Source organism: Pedobacter endophyticus, assembly GCF_015679185.1.
GTDB lineage: Bacteria > Bacteroidota > Bacteroidia > Sphingobacteriales > Sphingobacteriaceae > Pedobacter > Pedobacter endophyticus.
Genome location: NZ_CP064939.1, coordinates 5140528 through 5156310 on the forward strand (window position 1 = coordinate 5140528; position 15783 = coordinate 5156310).

The 15783-nt window shown below is 41.7% G+C and carries 16 protein-coding genes and 1 tRNA gene; 10 read left to right on the forward strand and 7 right to left on the reverse strand.

Translation table 11 applies throughout. The annotated features are described in order from the left end of the window. Nucleotides 1-1220 precede the first annotated feature (1220 nt). Complete coding sequence (locus IZT61_RS20925) at nt 1221-1967, reverse strand: hypothetical protein (RefSeq protein WP_196098940.1); 747 nt, start codon at nt 1965-1967, stop codon at nt 1221-1223. A 404-nt stretch (nt 1968-2371) separates the two neighbouring features. On the opposite strand from IZT61_RS20925, the gene IZT61_RS20930 reads away from it, so the two are divergent. Then, nucleotides 2372-2581, forward strand: coding sequence for a hypothetical protein (locus IZT61_RS20930; protein WP_196098941.1), 210 nt, complete (start codon nt 2372-2374; stop codon nt 2579-2581). A 130-nt stretch (nt 2582-2711) separates the two neighbouring features. Here the strand turns inward: IZT61_RS20930 and nhaA are convergent, their stop codons facing one another. The 3 genes from nhaA to IZT61_RS20945 form a co-directional block, all read right to left on the reverse strand. After that, the gene (nhaA, locus tag IZT61_RS20935; RefSeq protein ID WP_196101381.1) at nt 2712-3893 is read right to left on the reverse strand and encodes a Na+/H+ antiporter NhaA; all 1182 of its coding nucleotides are present in this window, start codon (nt 3891-3893) and stop codon (nt 2712-2714) included. Between the two features lie 504 nt (nt 3894-4397). After that, nucleotides 4398-4471 (reverse strand) — tRNA-Pro (locus IZT61_RS20940). A gap of 119 nt (nt 4472-4590) precedes the next feature. Further along, the gene (locus IZT61_RS20945; RefSeq protein WP_196098942.1) at nt 4591-5211 is read right to left on the reverse strand and encodes an L-threonylcarbamoyladenylate synthase; all 621 of its coding nucleotides are present in this window, start codon (nt 5209-5211) and stop codon (nt 4591-4593) included. An 81-nt stretch (nt 5212-5292) separates the two neighbouring features. On the opposite strand from IZT61_RS20945, the gene IZT61_RS20950 reads away from it, so the two are divergent. From IZT61_RS20950 to IZT61_RS20990, 9 genes are all read left to right on the forward strand, one after another. Further along, nucleotides 5293-6957 (forward strand): FMN-binding glutamate synthase family protein, encoded by a 1665-nt coding sequence (locus IZT61_RS20950; protein WP_196098943.1) that lies wholly within the window; start codon nt 5293-5295, stop codon nt 6955-6957. Between the two features lie 760 nt (nt 6958-7717). Then, nucleotides 7718-8806, forward strand: coding sequence for a Glu/Leu/Phe/Val family dehydrogenase (locus IZT61_RS20955; protein WP_196098944.1), 1089 nt, complete (start codon nt 7718-7720; stop codon nt 8804-8806). A 47-nt stretch (nt 8807-8853) separates the two neighbouring features. Beyond that, nucleotides 8854-9804, forward strand: a complete 951-nt coding sequence (gene nusB / locus IZT61_RS20960) for a transcription antitermination factor NusB (RefSeq protein WP_196098945.1) — start codon at nt 8854-8856, stop codon at nt 9802-9804. Nucleotide 9805: 1 nt separating this feature from the next. Then, entirely contained in the window at nt 9806-10261 is a 456-nt protein-coding gene (locus IZT61_RS20965; RefSeq protein ID WP_196098946.1) for a DUF1573 domain-containing protein, read from the forward strand. 155 nt (nt 10262-10416) lie between these two features. Beyond that, nucleotides 10417-10740: a preprotein translocase subunit YajC gene (gene yajC, locus IZT61_RS20970; RefSeq protein ID WP_196098947.1), complete on the forward strand. Its 324-nt coding sequence runs from the start codon at nt 10417-10419 to the stop codon at nt 10738-10740. 118 nt (nt 10741-10858) lie between these two features. Next, nucleotides 10859-11809, forward strand: coding sequence for a YbbR-like domain-containing protein (locus tag IZT61_RS20975; RefSeq protein ID WP_230383788.1), 951 nt, complete (start codon nt 10859-10861; stop codon nt 11807-11809). Continuing rightward, on the forward strand, nt 11809-12408 hold the full coding sequence (gene coaE, locus IZT61_RS20980; RefSeq protein ID WP_196098948.1) for a dephospho-CoA kinase: 600 nt from the start codon (nt 11809-11811) through the stop codon (nt 12406-12408). Before IZT61_RS20975 ends, coaE begins: the two co-directional genes overlap by 1 nt. A gap of 161 nt (nt 12409-12569) precedes the next feature. Continuing rightward, nucleotides 12570-13514 carry an exonuclease gene (locus tag IZT61_RS20985; protein WP_196098949.1) on the forward strand — a complete coding sequence of 315 codons (945 nt, stop codon included), beginning with the start codon at nt 12570-12572 and terminating at the stop codon, nt 13512-13514. A 283-nt stretch (nt 13515-13797) separates the two neighbouring features. Then, a complete protein-coding gene (locus IZT61_RS20990; protein WP_230383967.1) occupies nt 13798-13899 on the forward strand; it encodes a DUF5522 domain-containing protein in 102 nt (33 codons plus the stop codon). Nucleotides 13900-13925: 26 nt separating this feature from the next. Here the strand turns inward: IZT61_RS20990 and IZT61_RS20995 are convergent, their stop codons facing one another. From IZT61_RS20995 to IZT61_RS21005, 3 genes are read right to left on the reverse strand one after another with little or no spacing between them, the layout of a single operon-like run. After that, on the reverse strand, nt 13926-14522 hold the full coding sequence (locus IZT61_RS20995; RefSeq protein ID WP_196098951.1) for a Uma2 family endonuclease: 597 nt from the start codon (nt 14520-14522) through the stop codon (nt 13926-13928). Between the two features lie 27 nt (nt 14523-14549). Beyond that, nucleotides 14550-15146, reverse strand: a complete 597-nt coding sequence (locus IZT61_RS21000) for a Uma2 family endonuclease (protein WP_196098952.1) — start codon at nt 15144-15146, stop codon at nt 14550-14552. A gap of 27 nt (nt 15147-15173) precedes the next feature. Further along, the gene (locus tag IZT61_RS21005) at nt 15174-15770 is read right to left on the reverse strand and encodes a Uma2 family endonuclease (RefSeq protein ID WP_196098953.1); all 597 of its coding nucleotides are present in this window, start codon (nt 15768-15770) and stop codon (nt 15174-15176) included. Between the last annotated feature and the right edge of the window lie 13 nt (nt 15771-15783).

Genomic DNA, 15783 nt, shown 5'->3' on the forward strand with positions numbered 1-15783 from the left:
CCTGATGTCGGATAAATTCGTCAAAGCTTTTATGGCGGCAGCGCAAGCCCCGACAGAAAATGTCGGGAGGACGCGCTGCCTTGTTTGTGGGGTATGAAAGTTTGTGCAGAAGCTTTAACGATTTCCCCTTCCATCATCTCCTAGGCCGGATTGCAAGGTGCAGAACCGGGTATGTTCTAGAGATCGTTTTCATCGTTCGTCATCCGGTCGCTCGGATTCGGCTTGCTTTTACAACCTCTCCCTATGAGCGCTCTGGGTTAACAGCAGTGTTCCTGCTTTCCCTCTCCTCAAGGAGAGGGATGTACAGACAGCGCAAAACCCACCGACACTAATAGGGAGAGGTTTAGGGCGTCAAATTCTGCTTTATGATTGTTCTGGCGATTTGCTCCAATTCCCCCCTCTCAGGCTTGCCTCGGCTGGCCACCGAGGGGCTGTTTACTTTTGGCTTAGCCCAAAAGTAACAAAAACCCAAGGCTTGGATCTGATGTCGGATAAATTCGTCAGAGCTTTTATGGCGGCAGCGCAAGCCCCGACAGAAAATGTCGGGAGGACGCGCTGTCTTGTTTTTGTGGGTATGAAAGTTTGTGCAGAAGCTTTAACGTTTTATCTCGAAAATCATCTCCTAGGCCGGATTGCAGGGTGCAGAACCGGGCGTTTTAGTTATTCTCCAAAGGTCGTCATTGCGAGGTACGAAGCAATCTATAAGAGAAGTGCATCTAGGTTACTGATTGATACGTTTGGTGCCGATGAAAATTACACATTGTGTACAAGTAAGCCTCCGGTGTGCCAGTGCAATGAACCTGAGTGCCAGTGCAACCAACTGAAATGTCAGTGCAACGAACTGGAATGCCAGTGCAACCAACTGGAATGTCAGTGCAACCAACTAGAATGTCAGTGCAACGAACTGGAATGCCAGTGCAACCAACTGGAATGCCAGTGCAACCAATTGGAATGCCAGTGCAACGAACTGGAATGCCAGTGCAACCAACTGGAATGCCAGTGCAACCAACTGGAATGCCAGTGCAACCAACTAGAATGCCAGTGCAACCAACTGGAATGCCAGTGCAACCAACTAGAATGTTAGTGCAAAGCATTACTTGTTTGTTGCAAGAAAATAAGCGGTTTACGAATTGCATGCCGCTATTATGGTTAAATGGCAGAAGATATTTTGTTTGTGGCTCTTTAAATTATAAAGAATAGGGATGATTCTTTTTATGAAGTTAAATTTTCGGTCTGCTAAACGATAAGCCCGAAATTTGCTTGAATTCTTGAGAACTTTGGCCGAACAATGATTTTGTATAGTCTTTTGCCGTTAGGGCCAATGAAATCATTCCGCTAGTTTCACCGTCAATTTCCTTGTCGCGGGCAATTCGGCCACTGCTTAGGGCGGCCTCATCATTAATTACTTGCCTGTTCTTCTGAAGCAGATCATTGTATAAATTCCTAAGGCTTGTTAGTTGTAATTCGGTTTCATTGGGATTATAGGCCGAAATGGTACTCAATAACTTAATTTGTTTGTCGAGCGTTTCTAATTGGTTGTCGAAACTGCGCTGCGATGCCGAGATCTGGTTGGCTGTTTTACCCTCTGCTGTTAGGCTTTCTTTTTCTGCTTCGGTAAGCACTGCCGATGCTCTTCGTCCTTGCAGCTTTCGGTGGTTGCTTTCTGCATTATCAATATTGGCCTGGGTTGCCGTAGTTGCTTTCAGCGAATTAAAAATCCGTGTACTCAATTTACTTAAGGGCTCAAAAGCTACCTTACGGGCGGCTACTGCTGTAGTGTAACTGGCCAATAGTTCGTTTGTGGTGGCCATTGCTGCTTTGGCTGTTTCTGCCTTGGCCTGTAAACTGGATAGCTGAATGGCTGCGTTGCTAGGGTTATAGGCTGGGCCATAACCGACAACATAGGAGATAAGCGTTTCAAAATTGGCCACGTTCTTTGCCAGGCCGGTTTCAAATGTTTTAGACATACATGTGTTTATTTGAGGTTTACAGATGGTTAGTTGGAAATGAAGATATGGTTTTCGCACAACTTTTTAGGAGTGTTTTGTTCGCTTAATGGAAATTTTATAGAAAGTTTAACGAAAAACACTGGTGGGCCATGCAAAAGCGCCGGAGGTTTTGATGCAGGTTTTGCCACGGAAACGGAAAAGCACGGAAAGGGTAGAAAGTTGCGTTGTTTTAGTGCTTCTAATTGCCACGGAAACGCGGAAAGCACGGAAAGGGTAGAAAGCTGCGTTGTTTTAGTGCTACGTTTTTTGTGAGGCTTGAGGAACAGTCGGTAGTGATTTGTTGATCACTACGGTTTTCCGTAGCTATTCCGCTATCGAATTGCATAGGTTTGAGGAATGTTAAACCTTTAAAATCGAACATTATGGCTATTTACAGATTGAATTTGAACCAACAAGCAAACGGAGATTACGAAGTTCATGAAGCGGGATGTGTTTTCTTTCTTGCGCAAAATTACGATGATCTGGGCAGTTTTAGTTCTTGCGAACCTGCGGTCAATAAAGCGAAAAAAGAACATCCCTACAAAAAGATCAACGGATGTAACACTTGTTCAAATCTTTGTCATACGACCTAAAACGTAAGATTATACGTCGACTTTACCGTGTTATTTTACTGCTCCTTTGCAAAGAGGAGCTTTTTTATTTATTGTTAAATGCCATTGAACGCCAATTAGAAAAGTTCTCTGTGCACCTCAACTTTCGTACTCAGGCTGTTACGGATTTGAAGGATTTACTTTTAGTTTTAACGGATTTCAAGAAAACGGACCCAATCACTCCGGATAAAATCGATGCCGTTAATATGGCGAACTTGGCCTCTAAAACATACAACGCATCGCTAAAGGATAATAAGGCAATAAAAATCGACATGGTAAAGCCGATTCCGGCGAGCATGCCCACGCCGAGCATGTGTTTCCAGCTGGCTCCTCTGGGCAGGTTAGCGAGTTTAAATTTGACGGCTAACCAACTAAAAAAAGTTATACCAATGGTTTTTCCCAATAAGAGGCCGGCAATAATGCCGAGGCCAAGTGGCGAAACCAGGCCCGCGAACATCTCTTTTTCGAAAGTGATATTGGTGTTGGCTAAGGCGAATACGGGCATAATAATGTAGTTAACAGGCACGGTTAAGGAGTGCTCGAGGGTTTCTAACGGAGATGGGATATCGGTTTCATTGGTTGGAATGGTGAACGCCAACAGTACGCCGGCAATTGTTGCATGAATGCCAGAATGGTGAAAGAAGTACCACAAAAATACGCCGGGAACAAGGTAATAAACCAGCTTTTTTACATGGAAGTAATTTAAGGTGGCGAGCAACATTAAGGTTACCGCGGCTAATGCGAGGTACTCAAAATGGATTTTGCTGGTATAAAATATGGCAATAACGAGTATGGCGCCGAAGTCGTCGACAATTGCCAGAGCGGCCAGAAAAATCTTTAAGCTGGGTGGTACGCTTTTACCGAGCAATGCAATGATGGTGAGTGCAAATGCAATGTCTGTGGCCATCGGGATCCCCCAGCCGCTTGATGTTGCGCTGCCTTTGTTAAGCATCCAGTAGATGATTGCTGGCACCAGCATTCCGCCCAGAGCGGCAATAACAGGGAGGGCTATGCGCTTAACAGATGACAATTCGCCCTCTACAAATTCACGCTTAATTTCGAGGCCAACCAGAAGGAAAAAGATCGACATCAAGGCGTCGTTTATCCATGCCAATACGCTGTAATTGAGGTTGCCAAAGCCGATTGTAGTTTGCAGAAAAGTTTCAAAACCGTCTTTTGAGGCTGTGTTTGCGATTAATAAGGAAATTACAACACAGATTAATAATAAACAACCGCCAACCTGGCCCGAACGAAAGAAACGCTGAAATACTTCTAAATTAATCACCTTTGCCATCCGGGCAAAAATATCAAACCACATTAGGAAAGGCAATAAAAGCCCAAAACCAGAGGTTGTATGGCGAAAAAGTGACGGTTAAAAGATTCAACAAATGTCAACGGGCGCCCATCGAGCGGTCGCAACAAGCTGAACAAACCTGTAAAACACTTTCTATTATGGGGTTAAGCTGATATTATCGCTGATGTTTACTTCGAAGTCGCTGTTGGTATACCGCTGATTGCGGAGGTTGCTGTGCTATACTAGGGCATAAAGTATAAAGAAGACGGTTAATGCGGCTTATTGAAGCGTAAATACGATGATTTAAATTTTGTTATTGAAATGGTGAGTATGGCGGCAGGTGTTGGCTTGTGCTGGGAGCGCAATTGCGCTAATGATGTATCTTATGAAATGAGCCTTTTATGATATCGAATTTATAAGATCAAAAAACGGAGAAAGCGCCGTGTTGCTCACGCAAGTTCGTGGCTCAACTATAATCCAGGAGACTATCAAATTAAAAAAAAGTCGGGATGAGAGGATTCGAACCTCCGACCTCCAGCACCCCATGCTGACGCGATACCTGGCTACGCTACATCCCGAGAGGCCTCAAAGATAGAAACTTTTCAAATTTTAGCAAATGGGAAAGATAAATTTGGATGTAGTGGCGAAATAAATGCCAGCAATAGCGGATGTTGCCTTAAAAAAGCAGGTTATCCGCCTATAAAAAATCTTCGATACTTCCTTTTCCTTCACGCACAATTTCGAACGTCCCTTCCGTGCAGTCGATTACCGTCGAAGCTTCGTTATCGCCATAACCGCCGTCAATTACTAAATCGACCAGACTTTCGTATTTCTCGTGAATCAACTCGGGATCGGTAGAGTATTCAATTAGTTCGTCGTCGTCTTTTATAGAGGTAGAGAGGATCGGGTTGCCGAGTTCTTTTACGATGCAGCGGGCAATATTGTTATCGGGAACACGAATACCGACGGTTTTTTTATTGGAGCTTAATAATTTGGGTACATTATTATTGGCATTAAAAATAAAGGTAAAGGGACCGGGCAGTGCCTTTTTTAAAATCCTGAAGGTAGTATTGTCTATCGGTTTGATAAAATCAGAAATATGACTCAAATCGTGACAGATGAAAGAGAAGTTTGCCTTTTCGGGTTTTATCCCGCGAATACGGGCAATTTTTTCAATCGCTTTTGGATTGGTAATATCACAACCCAAACCGTAAATGGTATCGGTAGGATAGATAATTAAACCACCTTTTCTTAATACCTCAACAACTTGTTGAATGGCTCGCTGGTTAGGGTTTTCGGGATAAATCTTAATTAACATTGTGTAAAAATAACAATTTAATGGTGTCGATTGTTTATTAATCTTAATCTTTGTAAAACAAAACATACGCTACCCATTATCATGAGAAAAGCTTTCATTGCCATCGCTGCATTCTTAGTGGCCTTAACTATTATGTTGGGTTTATATCACCCTTTTTTATGGTGGACTTTTGTTTTCACTGGTCCTTTTGTCCTTTTAGGGATTTACGATTTATATCAGCCTAAACACAGTATTGTTCGTAATTATCCGGTATTTGGACGGTTGCGCTATTTTATGGAGGAGTTGCGGCCAAAAGTTTATCAATATTTTGTGGAGAGCGATACGAATGGAACGCCGTACAATCGTTTAAACAGGTCGCTGATTTACCAAAGGGCAAAAAAAGATAATGATACCATTCCGTTTGGAACGCAATTAAATGTTTACGATAGTGGTTACGAATGGCTGAGCCACAGTATTGCTGCAATTTCTCACCACGAATTAAATTCAGACCCGCGGGTGTTGGTTGGAGGGCCTGAATGCAAGCAGCCTTATTCGGCCAGTATTTATAACATTTCTGCCATGAGCTTTGGTTCGCTTAGCCAAAACGCAATTTTAGCCTTAAATGGAGGCGCCAAACTGGGCAACTTTGCACACAATACGGGTGAGGGAGGCATAAGCGATTACCACCGTAAACCTGGAGGAGATTTGATTTGGCAGATTGGAACGGGTTATTTTGGCTGTAGGCACGATGATGGCACATTTAACTTCGATGCGTTTGCGGAAAGGGCCACAACGGAACAGGTTAAAATGGTCGAAATAAAGTTGTCGCAAGGGGCAAAACCAGGTCATGGCGGCATGCTGCCAGCCTCGAAGGTAACGGCCGAGGTAGCCAGAATCCGCCTGGTGCCCCAAGGCAGAGATGTATTGTCGCCACCGGCACACTCGGCGTTTAGCACGCCAATTGGTTTACTGGAATTTGTTAAAAAGCTAAGGGAACTAAGTGGCGGCAAACCGGTGGGTTTTAAACTTTGTATTGGGCGCAAAAGCGAGTTTTATTCGATTTGCAAGGCGATGATTGAAACGGGGATTTATCCCGATTTTATTACGGTTGATGGGGGTGAAGGTGGAACTGGTGCAGCGCCGCAGGAGTTTTCTAACTCAGTGGGTATGCCGCTACGGGAAGCTATTGCTTTTGTTTACGATGTTTTAAATGGTTTCGACTTAAAGCAACACATTAAAATTATCGCTTCGGGAAAGGTTGCTACTGGTTTCGATTTGGTTAAAAATATTGCGCTCGGTGCAGATATGTGCAATACGGCACGTGGTATGATGTTCGCCCTGGGTTGTATTCAGGCCCTGGAATGTAACAGCAATACCTGCCCAACGGGTGTGGCCACGCAAGATCCGAGCTTAATGAAAGGTCTGGTAGTGGAAGATAAAGCGGTTCGGGTAAAGAATTTTCATAACTTAACGGTTGCGAGTGCGGTTGAGCTGTTGGGGGCTGCGGGTTTACGGGAGCCGCGACAGCTTAGCCGGGCATATATTAGCAGGCGGGTAAGTGCCAATTTAATTCAATCGTACCAGGAGAGTTATCCTTATATCGCCGTGGGTAGCTTGTTGCAAACGCCTTATCCTACGCGTTTCGAACTTGGTATGGCGTTAAGTACGGCAAAGAGCTTTGCGCCAACGGATTATAAGGTTTCGGCAGTAGATTATTCGCAGGCAAACCCTTATCAGGATGCTGCGCAGGGGGAGGGAGGTTATTGAGATATTAGTAAAGCAGGAGATTTGGGAGGAAAGATAGCTGTCATCCGGAGGGGTAATTTGTTTCACAAAAATCAATATGAGTGCCTTTTTTTAGCCGGCCGTCATGCCGCGCAGGCGGTTCCGAAGCTTCGGGATTAAAGCCTTAGCATTAAGATCCCTCCCGAAGTTTCGGGAAGGATGACGACCGTTCATGTATGGCCTTATATCATGTATAGCCTTATAAAACAGCAGGGTGCCAAAAACGTCAATGGTAGTACTACGCTTTCCGGTTGATACTGTTTTATAGCTGTCATCCTGAGAGTAACGAAGGATCCCCAAGCGATGAAACGCGAAACGCGAATAACCCACTGGCTAAAAAGGTAAGTGCCAATTTTCGACCACATAGGCACATTGAAAAGATAGGTCTTTATGGGGTAAGCTATGTGGCTTATGTTTCCCGGCCCGTACTGGCTAAAAAAAGTAAGCGCTAATTTTCGACCACATAGGCACATAGAAAACATAGGTCTTTATGGGGTTAAGCTATGTGGCTTATGTTTCTGTGTAGTCAATTTTTATACTTGAATGTAAAATATGAACTATTTGTAAAGGCTTTTTTTTTACAACATTGAATATGAAACTCGAAAGCATTTATTGATCGGAAACATTGGTTTATTAGTCTTTTTAATAAGCTAGTGGGAAGTAATTTTGTGATAGTTTGTTTAAAAGGCTGTAATAATCATTTTTTATTTTATTTTTGCAGCAGGTTAGCCGAACGTTCATTATGCCAGCAAATTCTTCGTCAGATTCATCGATTCTAGAGCAATTGAGTGCTTACGGGCATAAAAAATTGGTTTTCTGTAATGATCCGGATACAGGTTTAAAAGCAATTATCGCGATTCACGATACCACATTGGGCCCGGCTTTGGGCGGAACACGAATGTGGAGTTACACTACAGAGAACGAAGCGCTTGAAGATGCCTTGCGGCTATCGCGGGGAATGACTTACAAAGCGGCAATTACAGGTTTAAACATTGGAGGGGGAAAGGGCGTTATTATCGGCGATTCTCGCAAGGATAAAACGGAAACCTTAATGCGCAGTTACGGCAGGTTTATAAAAAACCTTAACGGCGAATTTATTACTGCGGAAGAAATGGGCACCAACACCCGCGATATGGAATATATCCGGATGGAAACCAGTTACGTTACTGGAGTTCCGGAATCGCTGGGTGGAGCGGGCAATCCTGCACCGTTTACTGCTCAGGGCGTTTATTTGGGCATAAAAGCAAGTGTTAAAGAAGTTTTTGGAACCGATATGCTTGCTGGCCGTACGGTTGTGGTACAGGGAATTGGCAATGTTGGAGAACATTTGGTGGCCTTGCTGAGAAAAGAAAATGCGGAAGTATTAATTAGCGATATTAACCAGGGGCAACTTACTTATGTGGCCCGAAAGTATAAGGCGAAACCGATAGATGCAGATAAGATTTTTGGCTGCGATGCTGACATTTTTGCGCCTTGCGCCATGGGTGCAACGGTGAATAATCAAACAATTCAAAAAATGAAGTTCGCCATTATTGCTGGTTCGGCGAACAACCAGTTAAAGGATGAAGCTTTGGATGGCGAATTGCTATTAAAAAAAGGAATTTTGTTTGCTCCGGATTACCTAATTAACGCGGGAGGCCTGATTTCGTGCTATTCGGAGTTAACAGGTTTTGGTAAAAAGCGTACTGTACAGCTTACGGAAAACATTTACGATGCAACCCGAAGCGTAATTAAGTTAAGCAAAGCCGAAAACATATCAACAAACATTGCTGCAAACCGCATTGCCGAAAAGCGCATTGCAGACGTTAAGAAAATAAAATCATCATATTAACTAATTATTAAACACAGGTTTAAAAACCCTCACTCGTTCTTACATTCATGTTAAACAGAAGGCACTTAAGAATTAAAGCTTTGCAAAATATTTTTGCTTGGCACATGGCAGACAAAAAAGACATTAAAGGCGACCTAAAAACTTTAATGCAAAGTATCGATAGTGTGTACGAAATGTACATTTGGATGCTATCGCTATTGGTAGAAGTTACTGAGTTCACCGCTAACGATGCGGCGGAACGTGCAAACAAGCACCTGAAAACGGCAGATGACATTAATCCGAACATGAAGCTTTTACACAACAAGTTTAGCGTTTTAATGCAACAAAACCCTGAGTATATTGCTTCGGTTAAAAAGTTTAAGGTAGATTGGGGCTTTGATCCGGAAATTCGTAAAACGGTGTTTAACTCTTTAAAGGCTTCAAAAGAATATGCGGATTATCTTGTGGATCCAAACGAAAGCCTCGAATCATCAAAAGATATTATCAAATACATTTTCAGAAAAATCATTTTAAAAAACCAGGGCATTATTCAGGTTTTTGAAGAGAAGTTTATCAACTGGCAGGTCGATCATGAAGTAATGAAAGGGATGGTTGCCAAAACGCTTAAAAACTTTACGAACGATGATCCTTTTAAGAACAAGCTTACGGAAATAAGTGCGGATTGGATTGAGGACAGCAAGTTTGTACAAGATTTATTTGTGTTTACGCTTCAAAACGATGCTAAATATCAGGAAATGATAGCGGAACGTACTAAAAACTGGGAATCGGAGCGTATAGCCTTAATGGATACGATTTTAATGAAGATGGCCATTTGCGAACTGCTCAACTTTCCGTCGATTCCGGTTAAGGTTACCATTAACGAGTATCTCGACTTATCAAAAGATTACAGTACGCCGAAAAGTAATTCGTTTATAAACGGTATTTTGGACAAAATTTTAGGCGATTTAAAGAAAAACAACACGATTAAGAAAATAGGTCGCGGATTAATTGAAGATTAACATGAAGAAAGTTTTCCTAATGGCGATTGCGGTGCTCACATTTGCATCGTGCCGTAACGCAAATAACTCGAATGAAACATCTACGTTGGTATCGGTTGGTAATGATACTACGGCGCAGGCACAAATTGCTCCTGGCGATGCACCTGTTATTGTATTTGAAAGAGACGTTTACGATTTCGGAAAAATTGCGCAAGGAGAAAAAGTGCTGCACGAATTTAAATTCAGAAATACGGGAAAGAGCCCGCTAATTATTAGCAACGCCACGGCGACATGTGGCTGTACGGTGCCGCAAATTCCCGGCGAACCGATTTTACCGGGTAAAGAAGGAAAAATCAATGTGGTTTTTAATAGCGAAGGTAAAATGGGGGTGCAAGATAAAGTGGTTACGGTAACTTCGAACGCAAACCCTAATATTGCCACTGTACATTTGGTTGGCGAGGTTTTAGAAAAGAAATAGTTTCAGTTTGGCAGTTGACAATTACCAATTGGCAGTTCGCAGTTGACAATTAACCAGTTTGAACAATTAACCAGTTAACCAGTTTAAACGATTAACCAGTTTAAACAGTTCGACCAACAAATCATTCATTAAACAAATAACAAAATAATAAAGAAATGACTACTACTACAATAATTTTAGATGCACCAGGCGGGTTCGGGCAGTACGGACAATTAATTATGCTGGGCGCAATTGCGCTGGTATTTTATTTTTTCATGATACGTCCGCAAGTAAAAAAAGCAAAAGATCATAAAAAATTAATCTCCGAATTAAAGAAAGGTGATAAAGTAATAACAACAGCTGGTATTCATGGCCGTATTATAGATATGAATGAAGCTACTTTCTTAATTGAGGTAGAGAGCGGTGCGAAGATCCGTTTCGATAAATCTGCAGTTTCATTAGATGCTACAAAAGCGGTTGTTGCACCAGCAAAAGCCTAGTCATTGTTTTAATGATACCGATCAACAGTCCCGAAAATTTTCGGGACTGTTTTTGTTTTATTACATTTGGCGATGTTGAGGCAATCATATTGTATCACAACGAGGAAAAGATTAAGCTATGCCCTTTATCAGATTAACCAAAATTGAACGACGCCGTGTATTAAGCTTGCTTGCCTGCTTAGCGCTTGCGGTTGCGGCTTGGTTTTTTATGGCATTAAGCAATAAATACATTTACAGCGCCAAAACGGTACTTGTTTTTAAAAACTCGCCAACAAAACGGGCTTTTTATCCTTTGCAATCAGACACAGTAGATTTGCAGGTAGAAGGTACAGGCTGGCAGCTGCTGTTTGCACGGTTAAGAATCAGTCCGCCCTCTATTTCTATAAGTTTAAGCCAGCTGAACAGCAAGGATTTTATTGTTTGCTCTGATCAGCTCTTTAGTATCAACCAGCAGGTAGAGGAGAACACCCAGAAAGTTATTTCTATAAAGCCCGATACTTTATACTTCGATTTTACTAAGCGGGTGGTTAAAAAGGTGCCCATTAAGTTAATCCAGCGTGTTAATTTCGTAAAGCAATACGGTATAGCCAACGAGATTTTGCTGAACCCGAATTTTGTTAAAGTTGCGGGCCCGCTTGAAGAGTTAAAAAAGATTAACTCGTGGCCAACGGACACGCTGAAGCTGGATAACGTTCAATCGAGCGCAACGGTACGGATTGCCTTGCAGCACAGCGTTCATAAAAATATCAGTATTTATCCGTCATCCGTCGAGGTAAAAATGGGTGTCGACGAGTTTACAGAGAAAACCGTTGAGGTTCCGTTAAAGATTATCAACAACAAAAACTATAACAGCATTAAGCTATACCCCAAAAAGATTAAGGTTACGTTTTTGGTGGCGCTGAGCAATTACCAGCAGGTAGATGAGAACTTTATTACGGCAACTGTTGATACGGATGAATGGCAAACGCTTCACCACAAGCAACTTACGGTAACGCTTACCGAGTTTCCGGATTATTGTAAGCTGGTGAATATTACGCCTGCAAAAGTAGATTTTATAGTAGAAAAGTAATGTACAAAGTAGGGATAACGGGCGGAATTGGCAGCGGGAAAACGACTGTTTGTAAGGTTTTCGAAGTACTGGGGATTCCGGTTTTTTATGCGGATACTGAAGCGAAGAACATCATGATCGGCGATGCGGTGTTGATTGATGGTATTAAATCGGCTTTTGGTAACGAAAGTTACTTTGCAGATGGGAAACTAAACAATAAGCACATTGCGGGGATTGTTTTTAATAACGAAACGGAGCTTGCAAAGTTGAACGCACTGGTACACCCGGCGGTTTTCAGGGCTTTTGATGCCTGGGAAGCAGTAGTTAACCCGAATGTTCCCTATACGTTAAAGGAAGCAGCGCTGCTTTTCGAAAGCGGTTCTTATAAAATGTGCGATACAACGATTCTGGTTACTGCCCCGACTGAGCTACGATTAAACCGCGTAATTGAACGCGACAACGTTACTGCCGAGCAGGTAAAGGCACGGATGGATAAACAATTTAGTGATGTTGAAAAAGAAAAACTGGCCGATCACTTTGTTATAAATGATGAACAACATGGCATAATAGCGCAGGTTTTGGCCTTGCATCAACAGTTTTTGTCAATGAGCAATGGGTAGGTTGCAGTTGGGAGTTGACAGTTGGGAGTTGGCAGTTCGGAGTTGGCAGTTAACAGTTGGCAATTAACAGTTAGCAGTTAGCAATTAACCAGTTAAACAATAAACCGATTAACCCTCTTGATGAAATCCTGCCTTATCCGTAAACCCTACCAATCCCGATCATGATTTTAGACGACTTCATTACCATTACGCCAACGGGTTTGTATTGTGTTTATGGCGATTTTTATTTAGATCCACAACAGCCTGTAAGGGAAGCGGTAGTTTCGCACGCTCATGGCGACCACGCGATTGGTGGAAGTCAGAACGTTTATTGTACTGCGGCTACAGCGAGCTTTATGAAACACCGTTATCGCAAGTTTGCGGCGGTAGATTTTTATACGAAAGCCTACCATGAAACTTTTAAGATAAAGGACGTAGCAATTACTTTTTTTTCTGCAGGACATATTTTAGGTTCGGCCCAGGTTTTAATGGAGTTTCAGGGGGTAAAATATCTCTATACGGGCGATTACAAAATTGAGCCGGATGCTACCTGCGAACCGTTTGAATTTGTTAAGGCGGATGTTTTAATTACCGAGAGCACTTTTGCAAATCCTGATACTAAGCACCCATCGCCGGATGATGAAATTAAAAAGCTTAACGAAACGAGCTTAAATATCATGCTGGGCGCCTATTCGTTAGGAAAGGCGCAACGTATCATTTGGTTGCTAAACGAGCATTGCCCCACAAGAAATGTGATGCTTCACCACAGCATCATGCCGTTTGTAAAAATTTACGAAGATTATGGAATAAGCGTAGGTAACTACAAAATGTACGATCGAAAGGTGATGAAGAACAACCACGAAAACCAGGTTTACATTGTACCTCCGATGGTTTTTCACAGTTACCACAAAGCCATAAACGTAGTTCGTGCCTTTGCCTCAGGATGGAAGAACCTGCAGCAACAAAACGGCATTTCGCTTTATATCTCGGACCATGCCGATTGGGACGCAATTTTAGAGACTGTAAAAGAGGTGCAGCCAAAACAAATCTGGACGCTACATGGCGATGGCAAACAACTGAAAGCGCACTTCAAAGATCAATTGGAGGTTAAAATATTGAATGATTGATTGGGAAATGATAGAATGAGAGAATGATTGATTGGGAAAATGATGGGATGATAGAGTTATAGAATGATAGAATGAGAGAATGATTGATTGGGAAAATGATGGGTTGATAGGATGATGGAATGATAAAATGATGGAATGACTGAAAGATCAAAGGGAGAATGTCACCCTGAGCGGAGTCGAAGGGCAGTCCACCAAAAGCTCACTAATTTTAAATTCATTCATTCAAAAATTCAAAATTACTATGAAAGAAGGAGAGGACTTCTATTTTAACGAAGCGGGCTTGATGGTATTTACAGCGAACTATCATTTAAAGCGTGGGTATTGTTGCAAAAACAAGTGTAAGCACTGTCCTTGGGGTTATGGCAAGAAGAAAGAGAAGAAATAGATTAATTGGCAGTTTTCAATTTCAGTTTAATCAAAACGAACATTGTTGTAGATATCGCTTATGTCAACTGTAAAACCCATGGAAACAAAGTTCAGCGAATCTGTTAGTTGCTGATATTCGATCAGTTCCCAGTTTTGGTTTTCGTTAAGGTAAAAGGCTTCAATAGCTACCGATTCGGAATCGATTAAGATGTATTCTTTTAACGATGGAATGTCGCGATAAAGCTTAAATTTTTTCCCTCGATCGTAATCTCGCGTAGATGGCGAAAGGATTTCGATAATTACTGTGGGATTTAAACTCGTGTCTTCATCGGTTTGGAGGTGCTCGATTTCATTGCAATAGATTGAAATATCGGGATAGGTAAATAGCGTATTTTTAGGAATATGCATCCGCATATCGCTGCCAAAGGGATAGCAGTTTCTGTGTTTAAGTTTCTGGCACAATGCACCAAATGTATTAGAGAAAATCCAGTTGTGTTGAGTACTTGCACCAGACATAGCAAAGATTTCTCCTTCAAAGTACTCGTGCTTTTCGTCAGAGGCTTTTTCTTTCTCTAAGTATTCTTCAATGGTGAAACGCCGCTTGTTGTAAGCTACGGCAGGCTCATTTACAATGAATTCCATAAATTACAATTTAGCAAAATTCTCAAATTAATCAAAGTTAACATCTTCGTAGATATCGCTTAAGGCAATGGCAAATTCCATCGAAACAAAGTTGAGCGAATCACTTAACTGTTTATATTCTATAACTTGCCAAATCTGTTTCTCGTTAATGTAAAAGGCTTCGACAGAAACGGATTCTGAATCGATTAGCATGTACTCTTTTAAAGAAGGAATATCTTTGTAAAGGTCGAATTTACGGCTTCTATCGTATTTTCTGGTTGAAGGCGAGAGGATTTCGATGATTACGGTAGGTTCAACAAAAGTTTCCTCGTCTACACCACTTTTTTTCGGATGCTTACAATAAATGGAAATATCAGGATAAGTAAACAGTGTATTTTCCGGAATATGCATCCGCATATCGCTGCCGTACGGCTTACATGGTTTCCCTTTCAGTTTGACATAAAGTTCTCCGAAAATATTAGTGAAAATTTCGTTATGCTTATCGCTAGCACCAGACATAGCAAAGATTTCTCCCTGAAAGTATTCGTGCTTTTCGCCGGAGGCTTTTTCTTTCTCTAAGTATTCTTCAATGGTGAAACGCCGCTTGTTGTAAGCTACGGCAGGCTCATTTACAATGAATTCCATAAATTACAATTTAGCAAAATTCTCAAATTAATCAAAGTTAACATCTTCGTAGATATCGCTTAAGGCAATGGCAAATTCCATCGAAACAAAGTTGAGCGAATCACTTAACTGTTTATATTCTATAACTTGCCAAATCTGTTTCTCGTTAATGTAAAAGGCTTCAGCAAAAACGGATTCTGAATCGATTAGCATGTACTCTTTTAAAGAAGGAATATCTTTGTAAAGGTCGAATTTACGGCTTCTATCGTATTTTCTGGTTGAAGGCGAGAGGATTTCGATAATTACGGTAGGTTCAATAAAAGTTTCCTCGTCTACACCACTTTTTTTCGGATGCTTACAATAAATGGAAATATTAGGATAAGTAAACAGTGTATTTTCCGGAATATGCATCCGCATATCGCTACCGTACGGCTTACATGGTTTCCCTTTCAGTTTGTTGCCAATTTCAATGAATACGTTACTGAAAATTTCGTTATGCTTATCGCCAGCACCAGACATAGCAAAGATTTCTCCCTCAAAGTATTCGTGCTTTTCGTCGGATGCTTTTTCTTTCTCTAAGTATTCTTCAATGGTGAAACGCCGTTTGTTATAGGCCACGGCAGGCTCATTTACAATGAATTCCATAAATTACAATGTA